The 17,614-nt window shown below is 68.4% G+C and carries 19 protein-coding genes; 6 read left to right on the forward strand and 13 right to left on the reverse strand.

Annotated elements, in window-relative coordinates; genetic code table 11:
• Positions 1-10: 10 nt before the first annotated feature.
• Together G432_RS10650 and argH are read right to left on the reverse strand one after the other, a co-directional pair.
• The gene (locus G432_RS10650; RefSeq protein ID WP_015458828.1) at positions 11-250 is read right to left on the reverse strand and encodes a hypothetical protein; all 240 of its coding nucleotides are present in this window, start codon (positions 248-250) and stop codon (positions 11-13) included.
• Complete coding sequence (gene argH, locus G432_RS10655) at positions 247-1,623, reverse strand: argininosuccinate lyase (RefSeq protein WP_015458830.1); 1,377 nt, start codon at positions 1,621-1,623, stop codon at positions 247-249. The genes G432_RS10650 and argH overlap by 4 nt, the downstream gene beginning before the upstream one ends.
• 16 nt (positions 1,624-1,639) lie before the next feature.
• On the opposite strand from argH, the gene G432_RS10660 reads away from it, so the two are divergent.
• From G432_RS10660 to G432_RS10670, 3 genes are all read left to right on the forward strand, one after another.
• A complete protein-coding gene (locus tag G432_RS10660) occupies positions 1,640-2,194 on the forward strand; it encodes a TlpA family protein disulfide reductase (protein ID WP_319233311.1) in 555 nt (184 codons plus the stop codon).
• 188 nt (positions 2,195-2,382) lie between these two features.
• Complete coding sequence (locus G432_RS10665) at positions 2,383-2,721, forward strand: P-II family nitrogen regulator (RefSeq protein WP_015458831.1); 339 nt, start codon at positions 2,383-2,385, stop codon at positions 2,719-2,721.
• Between the two features lie 16 nt (positions 2,722-2,737).
• Positions 2,738-4,042 (forward strand): ammonium transporter, encoded by a 1,305-nt coding sequence (locus G432_RS10670; RefSeq protein WP_015458832.1) that lies wholly within the window; start codon positions 2,738-2,740, stop codon positions 4,040-4,042.
• Positions 4,043-4,191: 149 nt separating this feature from the next.
• On the opposite strand, the gene G432_RS10675 is transcribed toward G432_RS10670, so the two are convergent.
• From G432_RS10675 to G432_RS10700, 6 genes are all read right to left on the reverse strand, one after another.
• Positions 4,192-4,704 carry a DUF1993 domain-containing protein gene (locus G432_RS10675; RefSeq protein WP_015458833.1) on the reverse strand — a complete coding sequence of 171 codons (513 nt, stop codon included), beginning with the start codon at positions 4,702-4,704 and terminating at the stop codon, positions 4,192-4,194.
• 7 nt (positions 4,705-4,711) lie between these two features.
• Positions 4,712-5,125, reverse strand: coding sequence for a TIGR01244 family sulfur transferase (locus G432_RS10680; protein ID WP_041865331.1), 414 nt, complete (start codon positions 5,123-5,125; stop codon positions 4,712-4,714).
• Between the two features lie 135 nt (positions 5,126-5,260).
• Positions 5,261-7,030, reverse strand: coding sequence for a DNA helicase RecQ (recQ, locus tag G432_RS10685; RefSeq protein ID WP_015458835.1), 1,770 nt, complete (start codon positions 7,028-7,030; stop codon positions 5,261-5,263).
• A 115-nt stretch (positions 7,031-7,145) separates the two neighbouring features.
• Positions 7,146-7,730 (reverse strand): hypothetical protein, encoded by a 585-nt coding sequence (locus tag G432_RS10690; protein ID WP_015458836.1) that lies wholly within the window; start codon positions 7,728-7,730, stop codon positions 7,146-7,148.
• An 8-nt stretch (positions 7,731-7,738) separates the two neighbouring features.
• Positions 7,739-8,872 carry a M48 family metalloprotease gene (locus tag G432_RS10695; RefSeq protein WP_236626760.1) on the reverse strand — a complete coding sequence of 378 codons (1,134 nt, stop codon included), beginning with the start codon at positions 8,870-8,872 and terminating at the stop codon, positions 7,739-7,741.
• A 32-nt stretch (positions 8,873-8,904) separates the two neighbouring features.
• Entirely contained in the window at positions 8,905-9,651 is a 747-nt protein-coding gene (locus G432_RS10700; protein WP_041864882.1) for a hypothetical protein, read from the reverse strand.
• Between G432_RS10700 and G432_RS23715 the strand changes: the two genes are divergently transcribed.
• Positions 9,608-9,856, forward strand: a complete 249-nt coding sequence (locus tag G432_RS23715; protein WP_187294068.1) for a hypothetical protein — start codon at positions 9,608-9,610, stop codon at positions 9,854-9,856. The two genes, G432_RS10700 and G432_RS23715, sit on opposite strands and share 44 nt — an antisense overlap.
• Positions 9,857-9,940: 84 nt before the next feature.
• Here the strand turns inward: G432_RS23715 and G432_RS10705 are convergent, their stop codons facing one another.
• Complete coding sequence (locus tag G432_RS10705) at positions 9,941-10,672, reverse strand: tetratricopeptide repeat protein (protein WP_015458839.1); 732 nt, start codon at positions 10,670-10,672, stop codon at positions 9,941-9,943.
• Entirely contained in the window at positions 10,669-11,412 is a 744-nt protein-coding gene (locus G432_RS10710) for an alpha/beta fold hydrolase (protein WP_015458840.1), read from the reverse strand. Before G432_RS10710 ends, G432_RS10705 begins: the two co-directional genes overlap by 4 nt.
• Before the next feature lie 86 nt (positions 11,413-11,498).
• Between G432_RS10710 and thrS the strand changes: the two genes are divergently transcribed.
• Positions 11,499-13,496 carry a threonine--tRNA ligase gene (gene thrS / locus G432_RS10715; RefSeq protein WP_015458841.1) on the forward strand — a complete coding sequence of 666 codons (1,998 nt, stop codon included), beginning with the start codon at positions 11,499-11,501 and terminating at the stop codon, positions 13,494-13,496.
• 28 nt (positions 13,497-13,524) lie between these two features.
• On the opposite strand, the gene G432_RS10720 is transcribed toward thrS, so the two are convergent.
• Positions 13,525-13,944, reverse strand: coding sequence for a VOC family protein (locus tag G432_RS10720; protein ID WP_015458842.1), 420 nt, complete (start codon positions 13,942-13,944; stop codon positions 13,525-13,527).
• Positions 13,945-14,091: 147 nt separating this feature from the next.
• Between G432_RS10720 and hisN the strand changes: the two genes are divergently transcribed.
• Positions 14,092-14,856 carry a histidinol-phosphatase gene (gene hisN / locus G432_RS10725; RefSeq protein ID WP_015458843.1) on the forward strand — a complete coding sequence of 255 codons (765 nt, stop codon included), beginning with the start codon at positions 14,092-14,094 and terminating at the stop codon, positions 14,854-14,856.
• An 18-nt stretch (positions 14,857-14,874) separates the two neighbouring features.
• Here the strand turns inward: hisN and G432_RS10730 are convergent, their stop codons facing one another.
• A complete protein-coding gene (locus G432_RS10730) occupies positions 14,875-16,989 on the reverse strand; it encodes an AsmA family protein (protein ID WP_015458844.1) in 2,115 nt (704 codons plus the stop codon).
• Positions 16,990-17,050: 61 nt separating this feature from the next.
• Positions 17,051-17,596 carry an inorganic diphosphatase gene (gene ppa / locus G432_RS10735; protein ID WP_015458845.1) on the reverse strand — a complete coding sequence of 182 codons (546 nt, stop codon included), beginning with the start codon at positions 17,594-17,596 and terminating at the stop codon, positions 17,051-17,053.
• Positions 17,597-17,614: the final 18 nt, after the last annotated feature.

The raw sequence follows: 17,614 nt of genomic DNA on the forward strand, positions 1-17,614 counted from the left end.
GGCTCGGGGGCTATTGGGGCGGAAGGTCGAAACGGTCGTCGCGCCGTTCCTCGGATTGGCGGAGCAGCTCCTCGCTGCGTTCAGGCCGTTCCTGCGGGCGCGGGGTCAGCAGGTCGGTCGTCGTCGGCTGGGTGGGGGCCATGGCCGGCTTGGGCGGCAGCGAATTGCCCGGCGCGGGGCGCAGCGCTTCGCGCGATCCGCAGGCCGCCAGCGTCGCCAAGAGGGCGATCGCGATCGCTGCCTTCCTCATCCGTCCATCCCCAGATAGGCCCGCGCCTCGGCCACGCGGGCGCGCACCTGATCGGGCGCGGTGCCGCCGAAGCTGCTGCGGCTGGCCACCGATGCATCGACCGAAAGCGCGCCGAACACGCGGCCGTCGATGCGCTCGTCAATCTCCTTCAGCTTCTCCAGCGGCACCTTGTCCAGGGCCACGCCCAGCCGCTCGGCCAGCCGCACCGCCGCACCCGTGATGTGGTGCGCCTCGCGGAAGGGGATGTCGGCCACGCGCACCAGCCAGTCGGCCAGGTCGGTCGCGGTGGAAAAGCCCGCCTCCGCCGCCGCGCGCAGCTTCGCCGGCACGAAGGTGACGGTTTCGACCATCCCGGTCATCGCCGCGATCGAAAGCGCCAGCAGGTCGTGCGCCTCGAACACCGGCGGCTTATCGTCCTGCATGTCCTTGGAATAAGCGAGCGGCAGGCCCTTCATGGTCATGACGAGCGCGGTCATGCAGCCGGCGATCCGGCCCGAATGGCCGCGCACCAGCTCGGCCGCGTCGGGGTTGCGCTTCTGCGGCATGATCGAGCTGCCGGTCGAATAGGCATCGGGCAGGCTGACGAAGCCGTAGGGCTGGCTCGCCCAGATGATGAACTCCTCCGCCAGCCGCGACAGGTGGAGCGAGGCCTGCGTCGCCGCCATCAGATAATCGAGCGCGAAGTCGCGGTCGGAAACCGAATCGAGCGAGTTGCGGGTCGGCCCGTCGAAGCCCAGCGCGCGCGCCGTCGCCTCGCGATCGATCGGGAAGCCGGTGCCGGCCAGCGCCGCCGATCCCAGCGGGCACTGGTTCAGCCGCGCGCGGGCATCCCGGAAGCGTGATCGATCCCGCGCGATCATCTCGTGATAAGCGAGTAGGTGGTGGCCCAGCGTCACCGGCTGGGCGACCTGCAAGTGGGTGAAGCCGGGCATCACCGTCGCCACATGCTCGCCCGCGCGCGTCACCAGCGCCACCTGCAGCGCCTTGAGGCCGGCATCGACCGCGTCGATCGCGTCGCGCACCCACAGGCGGAAATCGGTCGCCACCTGGTCGTTGCGGCTGCGCGCGGTGTGGAGGCGGCCGGCGGCGGGGCCGATCAGCTCGGCCAGCCGGCTCTCGGTGGCCATGTGGATATCCTCGAGCGCGAGGTCCACGGGCACGCCGTCCGCCTCATATTCGCCGGCGATCCGGTCCAGCCCGCGGGCGATGGCGGCGCCGTCCTCGGCGGTGACGATGCCGTTGGCGGCGAGCATGGAGACGTGGGCCTTCGATCCCGCTATGTCCTGCCGCCAGAGTCGCTGGTCGAAGGGTATCGAGGCGTTGATCTCGCGCATGATCGCCGCGGGCCCTTCGGCGAAGCGCCCGCCCCACATCGAATTGGAGCTGTCCGTGCGGTTGCTAATGGTCCTGATCCTCGCTCTTGCGCTCGGTGCCTGCGATAGGGAGAAGAGCCAGTCGCCGCAAGCCGACGCGAAGGAACCGATCGGCAAGGTCGATATTTCCCACGCCGGGCAGCAAGCCCCCGCCATCCCCTTCGAAGGGCCGGACGGCGGCCCCGCCACGCTCGCCACCTTCCGTGGCAAGCCGCTGATCGTCAACCTCTGGGCCACCTGGTGCGCGCCCTGCGTGCACGAGATGCCGACCCTCGATGCGCTGGCCGGGCGGGAGAAGGATCGCCTGCAGCTGATCGTCGTCAGCATGGACATGGCCGGGCGCCGCGCCGTCGATCCCTATTTCGCCAAGGCGGGGTTCAAGGCGCTCAGGCCCTATCTCGACAAGCAGAACGTGCTGATGGAAGCGCTGAAGACGGATACGCTGCCGACCACGCTCTTCTACGACGCGCATGGCCGCGAGCAGTGGCGCGTCGTCGGATCGATGGACTGGTCGGGCGAGCGTGCGAAGACGCTGATCGAAGGCGCGCTCAACCCGCCCGGAAAGCCCTGATTTCGACCCGCGCCGCTGCCTAATTATTGGGCAGCGGCTTTTTCCTGCCCAATTGCTGGGCGATCGTTTCGCCTCCATTATGTGCGTTGCAGCAACCCTTTCGCTGCAACGCAACGGAATCATTCCGAAACCGCAAGCTGGCATGGCCCTTGCGATACGCATCCTCGCCAGAATGCGAGGGAGGCGTAATGAAACTCGTGATAGCCGTCATCAAGCCGTTCAAGCTCGACGAGGTGCGCGAAGCCCTCTCCGCGCTGGGCGTGCAGGGCATGACCGTGACCGAGGTTAAGGGCTTCGGACGGCAAAAGGGGCAGACCGAGATCTATCGGGGGGCCGAATACAGCACGAACATGGTGCCGAAGATCAAGATCGAGGTCGTCGCGGGAGACGATCTCGCCGGCCGGGTGGTGGAAGCCATCCAGCAGGCCGCCAACACCGGCGCGATCGGCGACGGCAAGATCTTCGTCCTCGATGTCGGCCAGGCCGTGCGCATCCGCACCGGCGAAACCGACGATTCCGCTCTCTGATCGAAAAGGGGGACACATGAAGCTTTCAACCAAGATAGCGACGGGGGCGGGGGCCGTCGGCTCGACGCTGCTCGCCGCGATGCCCGCCTGGGCCCAGGATGCGGCGCCGACGCTGAGCGCGGGCGATACCGCCTGGATGCTCGTCTCGACCGTGCTGGTGCTGGCGATGATCCTGCCCGGGCTCGCCCTCTTCTACGGCGGCCTGCTGCGCACCAAGAACATGCTGTCGATGCTGACGCATGTCCTCGCCGTGGCCTGCCTCGCGATGGTGGTGTGGGTCACCTGGGGCTATTCGATCGCCTTCACCGAAGGTTCCCCCTTCTTTGGCGGCTTTTCGAAGCTCTTCCTGAAGGGCGTGGCGGCCGACACATTGTCCGGCACGATCCCGGAATTCGTGTTCATCAGCTTCCAGATGACGTTCGCGGCGATCACCGCCGCGCTGTTCGTCGGCTCGCTGGCCGAACGCGTCAAGTTCGGCGCGCTGCTCGCGGCGACGCTGATCTGGCTCACCATCGTCTATTTCCCGCTGGCGCACATGGTCTGGTCGGCCGGTGGCTTCTTCTTCGAACGCGGCGCGCTTGATTTCGCGGGCGGCACCGTCGTCCACATCAACGCGGGCGTTTCCGGCCTGGTCGGCTGCCTGCTGCTCGGCAAGCGGATCGGCTATCAGCGCGATGTCCTGGCGCCGCACTCGCTGACGATGACGTTCATCGGCACCGGCCTGCTGTGGGTGGGCTGGTTCGGCTTCAACGCCGGTTCCGCGCTGGCGGCGAACGGCACCGCCGGCCTGGCGATGATCAACACCTTCACCGCCACCGCCGCCGCCGCGCTCGTCTGGATGCTTGCCGAGAAGGTGGCCGGCCACAAGCCGTCGCTGCTCGGTGGCTGCTCGGGCGTCATCGCCGGCCTCGTCGCGGTCACGCCGGCGGCCGGCAATGCGGGGCCGTTCGGCGCGATCGTGCTCGGCGCGATCGCCTCGGTCATCGCTTATGTGTTCGTGTCCACCATCAAGCCGAAGCTGGGCTTCGACGACACCGCCGACGTGTTCGGCATCCACGGCGTCGCGGGCATCGTCGGCTCGATCGGCACCGCCTTCACCTATGCCCCGGGCTTCGGCGGGCCGGGTGCGGCCGATTATGCGATCGGGCCGCAGCTCGGCACCCAGCTTTTCGCGACCGCCGTCGCCATCCTGTGGGCCGGCGTCGGCTCGGCGATCGCCTTCGGCATCGTCAAGGCCGTGTTCGGCCTGAGGGTGAGCGAGGAAGTCGAGCGCGAAGGCCTCGACCTCGGGGAGCATGGCGAGCGCGCCTACAACTACTGATCGGATCGGGGCGCGGGGCAGTCCCGCGCCCCCACAGGGGTTCCTCCTGCGAACGACTGGGCCGGTGGTTTTCCGCCGGCCCTCTTTTATGCGCCGGCTTTTTTGGGCGGACCGGCGGCGCGATGCGCTCCCGGCCCGCCCCGGCAGCGTCAGTCCTTGCGGATGCGATCCAGCAGATGCGCCATATAATCCGGCTTGCCGATCGCCACGCCGTTCGCGCGCAGGATGTCGTAGGCGGTGACGAGGTGGAAATAGAAGTTCGGCATCAGCCATTCGTCGCGATAATCCGCGCCCGAAAATTCCAGATACATGCCGTCCAGCAGATCGACCCGCTTGCCGCGCGCGAAAACCCCGTCGTCGACGGCCCCCGCCGCCCGCTCGACCAGCGCGATCGCATCGGCGGCGTAGCGCTTCAGCGCCGCCCAATCGAGGCCGGCGGCGTCGGTGCGGGGGAAGGGCTCGTCCAGGCACCAGGCGGCGAAATGGCTGGCCTGGTCGCTGGCGAAGACGATCTGGTAGGGGAGCGGCAGCATGTCCTCCGCCAGCCGGGCGGCGATCAGCGTGTCGATGCCGCACTCCGCCTCGCCCCTGTCCAGCAGCTTCAGCAGGGTATGGAGGCGCGAGGTGAAGATATGCGCGGTCCGCGCGAGCATGCCGGTCATGACGTCCTCAGTTCGGCAGGAAGGCGCGGATCGGGGCGATGTCGTAGCCCGCGGCGGCGGCCTTGGCGGCGATCCCCTCGGCCGTGTCGCCGGCCGCTCCCCGGGCGAGCGCCCAGGCGAAGGTCGAGCGCGTGCCCGATCGGCAGAAGGCGAGCGCCGGGCCGTTCGCATCGGCAAGGGCCGCGGCCATCGCCTTCACCTGCGGTTCGGAAAAGCCCGAATGGCCGATCGGGATGGCGCGATATTGCAGGCCCGCCGCCTTGGCCGCGGCCTCGATCTCCCCGCCGGAAGGCTGGCCCGGCTGCTCGTCGTCCGGCCGGTTGTTGATGATCATGGTGAAGCCCTGCGCCGCGGCCTCGGCCACCTGATCGGGGCTGATCTGCGGGCTTACCGAAATGCTGTCGTCGATCTTGCGGAACATGGCCGTCTCCCGGATTGCCGTTTCCCTGGTGGGTCGGGCGGGGTTTAGAGCGATATCGGTGCCGGGGGAAACTCCCCCCGGATCGGAAAGCGCGGCCAGCAGCAGGAGGAGGGGCGTCATCATCTTCTTCTCCAGTCAGCCATGCGCGCGGATCACGTCGAGGAAGGCCTCGCCATAATCGTCCAGCTTGCGGGTGCCCACGCCCGTCACCTGCCCCAGGCCGTGGCGGGTGGTGGGCTTGAGGCCCGCCATCTCGCGCAGGGTGGCATCGTGGAAGATCACATAAGGCGGCACGCCCAGTTCCTTGGCGATCTCGCGCCGGCGGGCGCGCAGCGCCTCGAACAGCGGATCGTGCGGCCATTCCTCCGCCGGCCCGCCGCGCCGCTGCCGCTTCGCCCGCACCGGCGGCAGCACGACGGCCACCGCTTCCTCGCCCTTCAGGATCGGCCGGGCGGCGGGGCCGAAGCTCAGCCCGCCATATTCGTCGGCGCGCAGCGCATCGCGCGCCATCAGCGCGCGGGCCACGGGCTTGATCAGCCGCAGCTCGTCCGCCTCGGCGATGCCGAACACCGAAAGCCGGTCATGCCCCAGCGTCCGCACCTTGGCATTGTCGCGGCCGGCCAGCACGTCGGTCAGATGGCCGATGCCGTATCGCATCTCGGTGCGGAAGGCGGCGGACAGCAGCTTGCGCGCCACCTCGGTCGCGTCCACCGAGGCTGGCGGGTTCAGGCAATTGTCGCAATTGCCGCAGGCGGCGGGCGGCGTCTCGCCGAAATGGCGCAGCAGCACGGCGCGCCGGCAGCCCGCCGTCTCCACCAGCCCGGCCAGCGCGTTCAGCCGCTGGCGCTCGCCGGGCAGGCGGGCCTCCTCCACCTCGGTCTCGATCCGGCGCCGCGCGCGGGCGAAATCCTCCGCGCCCCAGAACAGGTGCGCCACCGCCGGATCGCCATCGCGCCCGGCGCGGCCGGTTTCCTGATAATAAGCCTCGATCGACTTGGGCAGGCCGGCATGGGCGACGAAGCGCACGTCGGGCTTGTCGATGCCCATGCCGAAGGCGATCGTCGCCACCATCACCATATCCTCCGATGCCACGAAGGCGCGCTGGTTGGCGGCGCGGACGGAGGGATCGAGCCCGGCATGATAAGCGCGCGTCGGCCGGCCGGTGGCGGCCAGTGCGGCGGCCAGCCGCTCGGCCCCGTCGCGGCTGGGGGCGTAGACGATGCCCGGCCCCTCCGTCTCCGCCACCAGCGTGGCGAGCTGGCGGGGCAGGCCGTCGCGCGGGCTGATGGCATAGCGGATGTTCGGCCGGTCGAACCCTGCGAGGATCAGCCCGTCCTCGGGGATGCCGAGCTGCGTCAGGATATCGGCGCGGGTATGGCGGTCGGCCGTCGCGGTCAGCGCCAGGCGCGGCACATCGGGATAGGCATCCAGCAGCGGGCGCAGCAGCCGGTAATCGGGGCGGAAATCATGGCCCCATTCGGAAACGCAATGCGCCTCGTCGATCGCGATCAGCGCCAGCGGCGGCGCGCGGTCGATCATCCGGCGGAAGCCGTCGGTCGATGCGCGCTCGGGCGCCACATAGAGCAGGTCGATCGCGCCGTCGCGGAAGCGGGCGATGGTCTCGTCGCGATTGTCGTCGGCCGACGTCAGCGCGGCGGCGCGGATGCCGGCGGCCTCGGCCGATCGCACCTGATCGTGCATCAGCGCGATCAGCGGCGATATCACCAGCCCCGTGCCCGGCCGGCAGAGGGCCGGGATCTGGTAGGTCAGCGATTTGCCGGCGCCCGTCGGCATCACCGCCAGCGTGTGCCGGCCCGCCATCACCCGATCGATCACCTCGGACTGCCGGCCCCGGAAGGCGGAATAGCCGAAGGTGGCGTGGAGAACGTCGAGCGGCTGGGGCATGGCCCGGCCTTAGAGGGATTTCGCGGCGGATGGAATCATCCAGCGGCCCGAAATCGCGGAAGCGGGCCGGGCCGCCCGGATCGGGCCTTCGCCGCCGGCAAAGGCCCTCAAAAAATCAGAATGTCGCGCTGTCCGCGATCTGGCGGAACTGGGCCACGTTCTTCTCGAAGAAATGCAGGGCCGGCGCCTCATAGGATATCATGTAGAGCCTGCCCTTGACGATCGCGGCCCGCGCCTCGCCCTTCGATTGCACTTCCTGATTGCCTGCGACGAAGCTGTAGGTGAAGCGGATGCCGTCGACTCCGCCGAACCTGGCGGGCTCCATCTGGTCGATCGTGAAGAGGGCGCTGCCGAGCGCGACGCGATAGCTGTTTTCCAGCAGCTTCGGAACGTCGGTCAGAAGCATGGTCTGGGAAAAGCGCGGGAGCGGGCTGTTCTTCCTGTCGACTTCGCGGAACAAGGTGGTGTCCTGGGCGATGCCGCCATAGAAAGTCACCCTGTTCAGCTTGTCGCCGTCCAGCGTCCAGATCTCGCCATTGGTGCCGGGGCGCCTGCCCAGCTTGTTCCATTCGCTGCCGGGCGTCACGGCCATGGCCGATTTGGCGACTTGCACCGTCCGCCCGGCCGGGATCAGCGAATTGCCGGCATAAGCGGGTGCGGCCGCCAGCGCGGCGGCGATGATGAGGGTGATCGGTTTCATCCTGGTCCTCAATTCCCAACAAGCGATTTGATCATGGGGCCGTCCGGGGCATCGGGCCGAAATTCGAGGTAGCTGCGCAGGGCCTGCTTGCCTTCGTCCGATTGTTGCGTGCGGAGCAGGGCGAGGCCCAGGCCGCGCCGCGCCTCCGGCCTGTCGCATCCCTTCGCGATCGCCTCGCGATAGAGTTCGGCGGCGGTCACATAGTCGCGCGGGTTGCCGCGCTGGCTGTAGAGTTCGGCGCGCGCGAAGGTCACGTCGGCGCTCCCGCCCGATGCGGCAAGCTGATCGAGCAGATATTCGCTTCCGCCGAAGTCGTTCAGCTTTATCTGGTCGTCGAGCAGCTGGGGCAGCCATTTGGCGATGCCCTTGCGATAGGCCTCGGCGCCCGGATCGCCCGCGTCGGCATATTTCGCCGCTTCCCTGGACAGATAGGCTTCCCGCGCGGCTTCGGTCGGATGCGAGGCGAAGAAGCCGGCCGCATAGCTGTGCCGGACCTTGCGCTTGCGCCCCGCCGCCGTCGCATCCTGCTCGGCCATCAGCCGGGACCAGACCTTCGGCGCCGCGGCGGAGGGATAGGCCGACGATGCGAGATACTGGATCCCGATCAGGTCGGCTTCGGTTTCCTGGGCGCGGCTGAAGGAATAGACATAGCCCGCCAGCGACGCCGACAGGCCGGCATTCGGGCCCACCATCCCGAGCCATGCCAGCACGTCCGATACCGAACGCTTGTTCTTGAAACCGTTCAGCGAATGGCGTTTCTCGAAATGGCCGAATTCGTGGCCCAGCACGGCACCCAGCTCCGCCTCGTTCTGGACCCGGAGCAGCAGCCCGGACCAGACGGTCATCATGCCATTGGCATACATGGTGGCGTTGAACTGGGGGATGCGCATCACATAGACGCGGACGTTGCGGCAGCGATCCTCACCCACCGTCCGGCAGAGCACGCCGCGGACATAGGCGTTGAGCTCCTCGTCGCGGATCACGAAGCTCGACGTGCGAAGGATCCGTTCGTCCTCGTCCGCCATCATCCACATTCCGCGCTCGTCGACGCCCTGGGGCTCGTAGGCGAAGCTGTAGGGGGGCAGGGCCGCGCGGTCGGCGGCCATCGCCGGCCCGCAGGCAAGGCCCGCCAGAAGGGCCACGGCCGCCGCCCCGCGCCGGCAGAGAGGGGCGATCATTGCGCCGATGCCGATCGGATCGTGCTCCCCGGAAATCCTTCCAGAAGCTGCGATACCCGCTTTTCCGCGCCTTCCGCCGTGCGGACGTCGCCGCCCATCTGCTGATCGGCATTCAGCCAGACAAGCTCGCCGGTCTTCGCGTCGACAAGGCCGGCATAGCCGAGGTGCACGCCGGACGTGACGCTGACGCGCCCGAGGGCGGCGAAGACCTGCAAGACTTTGCGCCCGACTGATCCGTATTGATCCTCGGTGGTTATGAACAGGACATAGTCGGCATTTTCCAGGCCGGGCAGATTCTTCACCTCCGGCCCGATGGTCCATTCGAAGCTGTCCTTGCGCTTCTTGGTCGGCAGCCGGTTCCCTGGGAAGAACTGGAACTCGCGCACGGAATCGGCAAGCGAGGTGAAAAGGCCGCGATACTGGTTGCTCAGGCTGTCGGCGGCGCCCGTCCCGTCCTCATAGGGCGTCACCTGATGCCCGAGCTGGCCCTGCGCCTTGCGGATTGCGCCGTCGAGATTCTCGCGGGCCTGCGCGGTCCAGTCGGCATTGGGTTCGAACAGCCCGCCGGTCGATTGCGCGCCGACGCGGACCGAGGGACGCATCAGGACGATGCGGGTCCCGCCGGCCGGCATCACGAAGCCGGCCTTCACTCCGGTTTTTTCCTGCGCCAGCGCCGGCGCCGACAATAACGATAATGATATGCCGCACGCCATGGCGGCTGCAAGAAGACGTGTCTTCCGCATTGCTCCCCCCGAATTTCATGCCGATCCCCATCGGCGCGGCGATGATTATTGGAAACTTCGGGAAACGGAAGGGGCTTTATGCAATTCTTGTTCTCTATTTTCCCTTTTACCGAAAACCGGTGCGATCCATGTTCCGGCCAGCGGCGATGCAAGTGGTTCGGCTGAATTGTTGGCGGGCAAGGCCGGCCAACATTGCGCGCCATAAGGCCGGCAACTTCGGATCGGACCGATATTCCAGGGATTCCGCGCCGCACTTCGCGGCGCAACCGCTACAGGAGGGGTGCGGGTGTCACTGCCCCCTGATCGCCAGCGCCGCCGCCTGGCCGGCATCGCTGTCGGGCGCGAGCGTCACGGCGCGCTGCCAGGCGGCCTTGGCCTTGTCCATGTCGCCGGCCAGCGCCGCCGCATTGCCTTCCTCATAGGCGACGGGCGCCTCGTTGGGGGCGAGGCGGGCGGCCTCGGCGATATCCTTGGTCGCGCGGGCGGCGTCGCCCTGCCGGCGGGCCAGCGTCGCGGAAAGCAGCCAGGCCATCGGATCGCGCGGCACCAGGGTGAGCGCCTTGTCCAGATCGGCGCGGGCATCGGCCAGATTGTTGATCGCCACCTGCGCGCGGGCGCGATCGAGCAGGGTTTCCCCGCGCATCGCATCGGACAGCACCGGCAGCGCCAGCGCGCGATCGAAATAGCCGCGCGCCATCGCCGGATCGTCGCCCGCCAGCGCGGCATTGCCCGCCTGCACCCAGAGCGGCGCGGCGCGGCCGTCGCGCTGGATCTCGGCCTCCCTGGCCGCCTGCTCGAAGGTGATCGCGGCCGGCCCCCAGCGTTCCAGCGAAACATAGGCCAGGCCCAGGCACATCCGGGCCGGCAGCCCGCCGCCGCCGGTGCGCCAGGCGTCGGCTTCCTTCACCGCCTGCTCGGGCTGCTTCTCCGCCAGGGCGGCGCAGGCCTCGAAGCGTTTCTGCGCGCCGTCCGGAAAGGGGGCGGAGGATGTCTGCAGCAGGAGGATCAGGGGCAGGATCACAGGCGTTCCAATATCTCGTCCACCGTCCAGATCAGGCGGGCGATATCCTCGCCGCGCGAAAGCCGGTGGTCGCCATCCTTGATCAGCAGCGTATGGACGTCGGCTGAACGGAGGGCGGCGGCCAGCTTCACCGCGATCGGCCAGGGCACGTCGTCATCCTGCTGGCCATGGAGCAGCCGCACCGGCCCGTCGAAGCCGATCTCCTCGCCGGTCAGCAGCCGGTTCGCCTGCCCGCTTTCCCAGAAGGCGCGGGTGGTGACATAGGGCTCGTCCGAATATTCGGAAATCTCCTCGATCCGGCCGTCGCGGGCGAGCTTCTCCCGGTCCTCCGCGTCGAATCCCCATTCGGTGAAGTCGGGCGCGGCGGCGATGCCCACCAGCCCCTTCACCCGATCCGGCCGGGCGAGCGCCACCAGCAGCATCAGCCAGCCGCCCATGGAGGACCCCACCAGCAGCAGCGGCCCATCGGTCAGATGGTCGATCAGGTGGAGCACGTCGTCCCGCCAGCTCGCCAGCGTGCCGTCGGCGAAGCGGCCCTCGCTCGCGCCGCAGCCGGCATAATCGAGGCGCAGCATCGCGCGGCCGATCTCCTCCGCCCAGGCATCGAGCGCGGTCGCCTTGCCGCCCTCCATGTCGGACATGTAGCCCGGCAGGAAGACGATGGTCGGCCCCCAGCCCTTGCGGTGGCGGTAGGCGAGCTTCAGCCCGTCGGGCCGGGCGAGAAAATCGGGATCGTTCATGCCCGCTTCCTAGCGTGCTTGCCCTTTCGCCGCCATCGCGGGCATAAGCGCGGCGTTTTCCTCCAGCCGACAGGATTGTTCAGCCGATGTCCGCCATGCTCAAGATCAGCCTTCCGGATGGGTCCGTGCGCGAAGTCGCCGCCGGCACCACCCCGGCTGAGATCGCCCAGAGCATCGGCCCCGGCCTCGCCAAGGCGGCGCTGGCCGCGCGCGTCGATGGCGAGCTGCGCGACATCAACCGCCCGCTGGAAGCGGATGCCGCGCTGGCCCTGGTGACCGCGAAGGACGAGGCCGACGCGCTGGAGCTCGTCCGCCACGATTATGCCCACCTGCTGGCCGAAGCGGTGCAGAAGCTGTTTCCCGGCACGCAGATCACCTTCGGCCCGGCCACCGAAGACGGCTTCTATTACGACTTCGCGCCGAAGGACCGCCCCTTCACCGAGGAGGACCTGCCCGCGATCGAGGCGGAGATGCGCCGGCTGATCGCCGAGGACAAGCCGCTCCGCCGCGAGGTGTGGAGCCGCGAGGCGCTGATCGCGCGCTGGCAGGCGGAAGGCGAGACGTTCAAGGCCGAATGGGCGGCCGAGCTGCCGGAGGGCGAGGAGCTGACGGTATACTGGTCGGGCGGCGACTGGCTGGACATGTGCCGCGGGCCGCACCTTGCCTCCACCGGCAAGCTCGATCCGCAGGCCTTCAAGCTGACGCGCGTGTCCGGCGCCTATTGGCGCGGCGACCAGAAGAACGCGATGCTGAGCCGCATCTACGGCACCGGCTGGCTCAACAAGAAGCAGCTCGACGCGCACCTCCACCGGCTGGAGGAGGCCGCCAAGCGCGATCACCGCAAGATCGGCGCGGAGATGGACCTGTTCCACCTCCAGTCCGAGGCGCAGGGCTCGGTCTTCTGGCACCCCAAGGGCTTCATCCTGTGGCGCCAGCTCGAAGCCTATATGCGCCGCCGGCTCGATGCCTCGGGCTATGCCGAGGTGAAGACGCCGCAGCTGATGGACGCGCGCCAGTGGGAGCAATCCGGCCACTGGGGCAAGTATCGCGAGAACATGTTCGTCGTGCCGGACGAGATTCCCTCCACCGAGGATGAAGGCCCGGTCGTCTCCAGCGATGCCGATCTGATGGCGCTGAAGCCGATGAACTGCCCCGCGCACGTCCTGATCTTCCGCCAGGGGATCAAGAGCTATCGCGACCTGCCGATCCGCATGGCCGAATTCGGCTGCTGCCACCGCAACGAGCCGCACGGCGCGCTCCACGGCATCATGCGCGTCCGTCAGTTCACCCAGGACGACGCGCATATCTTCGTGCGCGAGGACCAGCTGATCGATGAGATCCGCGATTTCTGCGACCTGCTCGATTCGGTCTATCGCGATCTCGGCTTCGAAAGCTACGCGATCAAGCTCGCGCTCCGCCCCGAAAAGCGTTTCGGATCGGACGAGATGTGGGACAAGGCGGAACAGACGCTGCGCGATGCCGTCGCCGCCGCCGGCCGCGCCACGCCCGAATATGGGTGGGAGGAGCTGCCCGGCGAGGGCGCCTTCTACGCGCCGAAGCTGGAATTCCACCTGACCGACGCGATCGGCCGCACCTGGCAGGTGGGCACCATCCAGGCCGATACGGTGCTGCCGGAACGGCTGGACGCCTCCTATGTCGGCGAGGACGGCCAGCGCCATCGCCCGGTGATGCTCCACCGCGCCATCCTCGGCACGTTCGAACGCTTCATCGGCATCCTGATCGAGCATCATGCCGGCAAGTTCCCGCTCTGGCTGGCGCCGGTGCAGGCGGTGGTGCCGACGATCGTGTCGGATGCCGACGGCTATGCCGAAGCGGTGGTGGAGAAGCTGAAGGCGGCGGGCATCCGCGCCGAATCCGACGTCCGCAACGAGAAGATCAACTACAAGGTCCGCGAACATTCGCTGGCGAAGGTCCCGGTGCTGCTGGTCGTCGGCAAGCGCGAGGCGGAGGAAGGCACCGTCGCCGTCCGCCGCCTGGGCGAGCAGGCGCAGGCGGTGCTGCCGCTGGACGAGGTGATCGCGCTGCTCAAGGCGGAGGCGACCCCGCCCGATCTGCGCGGCTGAGGCGGCGCGGGCGCGGTTTCCGGGCCCGTCAGGCCCAGGGATCGTAGGTGCCGAAGTCCCAGATATTCCCTTCCGGGTCGCGCGCGCTGTAGCTGCGGCCCGGATAGCCTTCATTGTCGTGCGGCTGCGTCGCGATATCGGCGCCCTCGGCCCGCGCGCGGACATAATGGGCGTCGGCGTCGTCGATCACGCAATAGATGCAGGCGGTGACGCCTGCCGCCTCGGCCGGCGTCTTCCAGCGATAGCGGGCCTGCGCCTCGTCCGCCCGCGCGGAACCCAGCATCACCAGATTGGCGCCCAGCCGCAATTGGGCATGGTGGACGATTCGCGGGTCCGCATCGTCGGCATGGATGGCGTGCCGGTCGAAACCGAAGGCGCGGCACAGGAAATCGATGGCGGTGGGCGCATCGGCATAGCGCAGGCAGGGGATGATCGTCTGTTGGAGCATCGCCGTCTCCCTCATGGGCGGCCGGGCGGGCCTGCGGAAAGGGTGACGCCAGCCTATCCCAAAGCGCCACCGCCCGCCATGGCTGGGGCGCCGGCTTCCGCTTTCGTCCCGATTCCGCCGGCCCCGAAAATGCTTTAGGACGGGGGCATGAACGAAGCCGATATCGCCCTTGCCCACCGCCTCGCCGATGCCGCCGGCGCCGCCATCCGCCCCTATTTCCGCGCCCGGTTCGATATCGAAACCAAGGCGGATGCCTCCCCCGTCACCCAGGCCGATCGCGCAGCCGAAGCCGCGATCCGCGCGATCCTGGAGGCGGAACGGCCGGCGGACGGCATCATCGGCGAGGAATATGGCAATGCCCGCGAAGGGGCCGATCGGCTGTGGGTGCTCGATCCGATCGACGGCACCCGCAGCTTCATCGCCGGCCGGCCGATCTTCGGCACGCTGATCGCGCTGATCGAAGGCGGGACGCCGGTGCTGGGGGTGATCGATCAGCCGATCATCGGCGAACGCTGGATCGGTGCCGCGGGGCGGCCCACCCTGCTCAACGGCGCGCCCACCCGCGCCCGCGCCTGCCCGGCGCTCGATCGGGCGCATCTCGCCACCACCGGCCCGCGCCTGTTCACCGAAGCGGAAAAGGCGGCCTTCGATCGCCTGTCCGATGCCGCGCGCGACACATTATGGGGCGGGGATTGCTATAATTATGCGCTGCTCGCCTCGGGCCATCTCGACCTCGTCGTCGAAGGCGGGCTCAAGCTCTACGACCTCGCGGCGCTGGTGCCGGTGGTGGAAGGGGCCGGCGGCGCGATGCGCGACTGGGCCGGCCGGCCGCTCACCCGCGACAGCAGCGGCCAGGTGATCGCAACCGGCGATCCCCGCCTGCTGGATGCGGCGCTGGAAAAGCTCAACTGACGCAACGGCGGGCCAGGCTCACCCCTTCGGCCGGCCCGATCCCACATCGTCGCGGGGCTTGCCCTTGCTGGTCCGCTGCCCGCTCGCCTTGGCGCCGGCCAGAACCGGGCCGCACGCGGCGGACTTGGCATCGCCAATGTCGACGAATGCCAGAATCGGCGCGATCGGGCTCGCCACCAGGCCCAGCGCCACCCCCGCGCCGCCCCGCGCCAGCAGCTCCGGGCCGATCACGCCCAGCGCGGGAGCCGCGAAATAGCCGCCGATCCGCACCGGCGACTGGGCGGACAGCAGGCTGAACTTCTTGCCGTCCGCGCGGAATTTCAGATCGAGCGATTCGTCGCGGAAGCTGAAGCTGCCGGTGCCCAGCATCACATTTTTGTCGGTATCGATCAGGATCGGATCGGCCGCCGCCACGCCCTGCCGCACGGTGAAGGCGATCAGCCCGCAATTGACCGCCACCGGCTTCTTCAGCTTGTCTTCGAACATCTTGGTGATGAAGGTGCCGACATCCAGCTCGGAAAGCTGGATGTTGCGGGTCCAGAAGGTGCCGGCCGGCAGGATCACCGCGATCCGCCCGTCCGCATGGGCCAACGATTCATGCACCGTGTCGCCCGCGCCCTTCATCCGCACGCGCGCCTTCACCACGCCGGACGTGCCCGATTCCTCCACGCCCCAGCCCTTCAGCAGCCGCCCCATCGGCGTCGGCGCAAGGCGGATGTCGTAACTGGTCATCACCGGCCGGGCGCGGGCGTTGAGCGTGATGTCGGACGCCAGCTTGCCGCCGGCCACGTCCATCGTCAGCGGGGAGAGCTTCAGCAGGCTCCGGTCGAGGTCCAGGGTCAGCGCCACGTTGGATATGGGCAGGTTGGGCGCGCGGATGGCGCGCACGGCATAATCGACATGCGCGTCGAAATTGCGGATCGCCTCGATCCGCAGCGGCGCATCGGGCAGCAGGCGCGGCGCGCCGTTCACCCGCCGCACCGCGCCCTTGGCGCCCTGCGCGGCCAGCCGTTCGGGATCGTAGCCGATGAACGGCCCGACATCGATGATGTCCACGGCGTCGGATCGCAGGCCGGCATCGATGCGCAGCCGGCCCCCCGGCATGGTGATCGTCATCCGTCCGGCAAGGTCGCTATTGCCGAAGCGCCCGGCGAGGCTGGTGAATTTCCAGGCCTCGCCGTCCTTGGTCAGGTGTGAGGTGAAGCGATAGGCGCGGGTTTCGGGTATCGCGACGCCGAGAAAATCGAACAGCAATGCAAGGTCGGGCCCACGCGCCACCAACCGCAGGTCGGCACCCTCGATCCGGGTCGCGGCCGGCAGCGTGCCCGAAACGTCCAGCGCGGTCCGCCCCGATCGCGCGGCGGCGACCAGCCGGTTGCGGCCGCCCGCCACCGTCTCGTTCGGGGAGAGCAGGCCGCCGGAGAGCGTGAAGGCGTGGCCGCGCATCCGGCCTTCGCCGCTGAAGCGCACGTCGCCGGCAAAGCGCGTATCGGCGGCGCGGATCGTTTCGAAGCGCATGTCGGCGGCAAGCTGCATGCGAGGATCGCTATAGCGGAGCCGGGTTCCGGCCACGGTCGCGCGGCGGATCACGGGCAGGTCCAGCGGCTTGCCGGGCCGGTCGGGGTCGCCGAAGGTCCAGCTGTTGCGGCGTCCGGCGGCATCCCATTCCAGGTCCAGCCGCCCGTCCGCCAGGTCCAGCCGGTTGATCCGGCGCTTACCGAAGAGGAAGGCGATGGTGGCGCCGTCCAGATCGATGCGCCGTGCTTCGAACAGGGTGGGCCGCGTCGCCCAGCCGGGATTGGCGATGCGCAGCCCCTCGGCCACGAATTTCAGATTTATCAGATTGAAATAGAACTGGAAATCGCCAGCCACCCGGACATCGCGCCCGGCAGATGCGGTCGCTATCCGCTCGAAGGTGGGTTTCAGGAAGCGGCCCTTGGTGATGAACAATATCGCCCAGGCCAGGATCAGGAGGCCGACCAGCGCGGCGATGATGCGGATCGCGATGCGGACCGGGCGGGGCCAAGGCCGGCCGCGCCCTATCCGCCATTTTCCAGGCAGTGCTGCCGGTGCCGCCGCCGTGGGCTTTACGGTGGCGCGACCCGGAAAATCGCTGGGATCACGATCGGCCATGACGGAAAAACCCGCCAGTGGCCCCGGCCGTTCCCCCGGCTGGCGCCGGGGGCGGAGTAGATCAGGCCTTGGCCGCCTTCGCGACCTTGTCGGCCTCGATCGCTTCCAGGATGATGCGGCGGGCCTCGGCGGCGTCGCCCCAGGTGCCGATCCGCACCCACTTCTTGGCTTCCAGATCCTTGTAGTGGGTGAAGAAGTGTTCGATCTGCTGCATCACGATCGCGGGCAGATGCTCCTTCTCGTCCACCTTCTCATAATAAGGGAAGGTGGCGTCCACCGGCACGGTCAGCAGCTTCTCGTCGCCGCCGGCCTCGTCCTCCAGCTTCAGCACGGCGATCGGCCGCACCTTGACCACGCAGCCGGGGATGAAGGGCGAACGCGCCACCACCAGCGCGTCCAGCGGATCGCCGTCCGGCGAAAGCGTGTGCGGCACGAAGCCGTAATTGGCCGGATAGCGCATCGGCGTGTGGAGGATGCGATCGACGAACAAGGCGCCCGATTTCTTGTCGAACTCATATTTCACCGGTTCACCGCCAACGGGAACCTCGATGATCACGTTCAGGCTTTCGGGCGGATTATCGCCGGTCGGGATGAGTTCGATGTTCATGGTGCGGCGCAATAGTCC

Source organism: Sphingomonas sp. MM-1 (genome assembly GCF_000347675.2).
In the GTDB taxonomy this organism is placed as follows: domain Bacteria; phylum Pseudomonadota; class Alphaproteobacteria; order Sphingomonadales; family Sphingomonadaceae; genus Sphingomonas_E; species Sphingomonas_E fennica.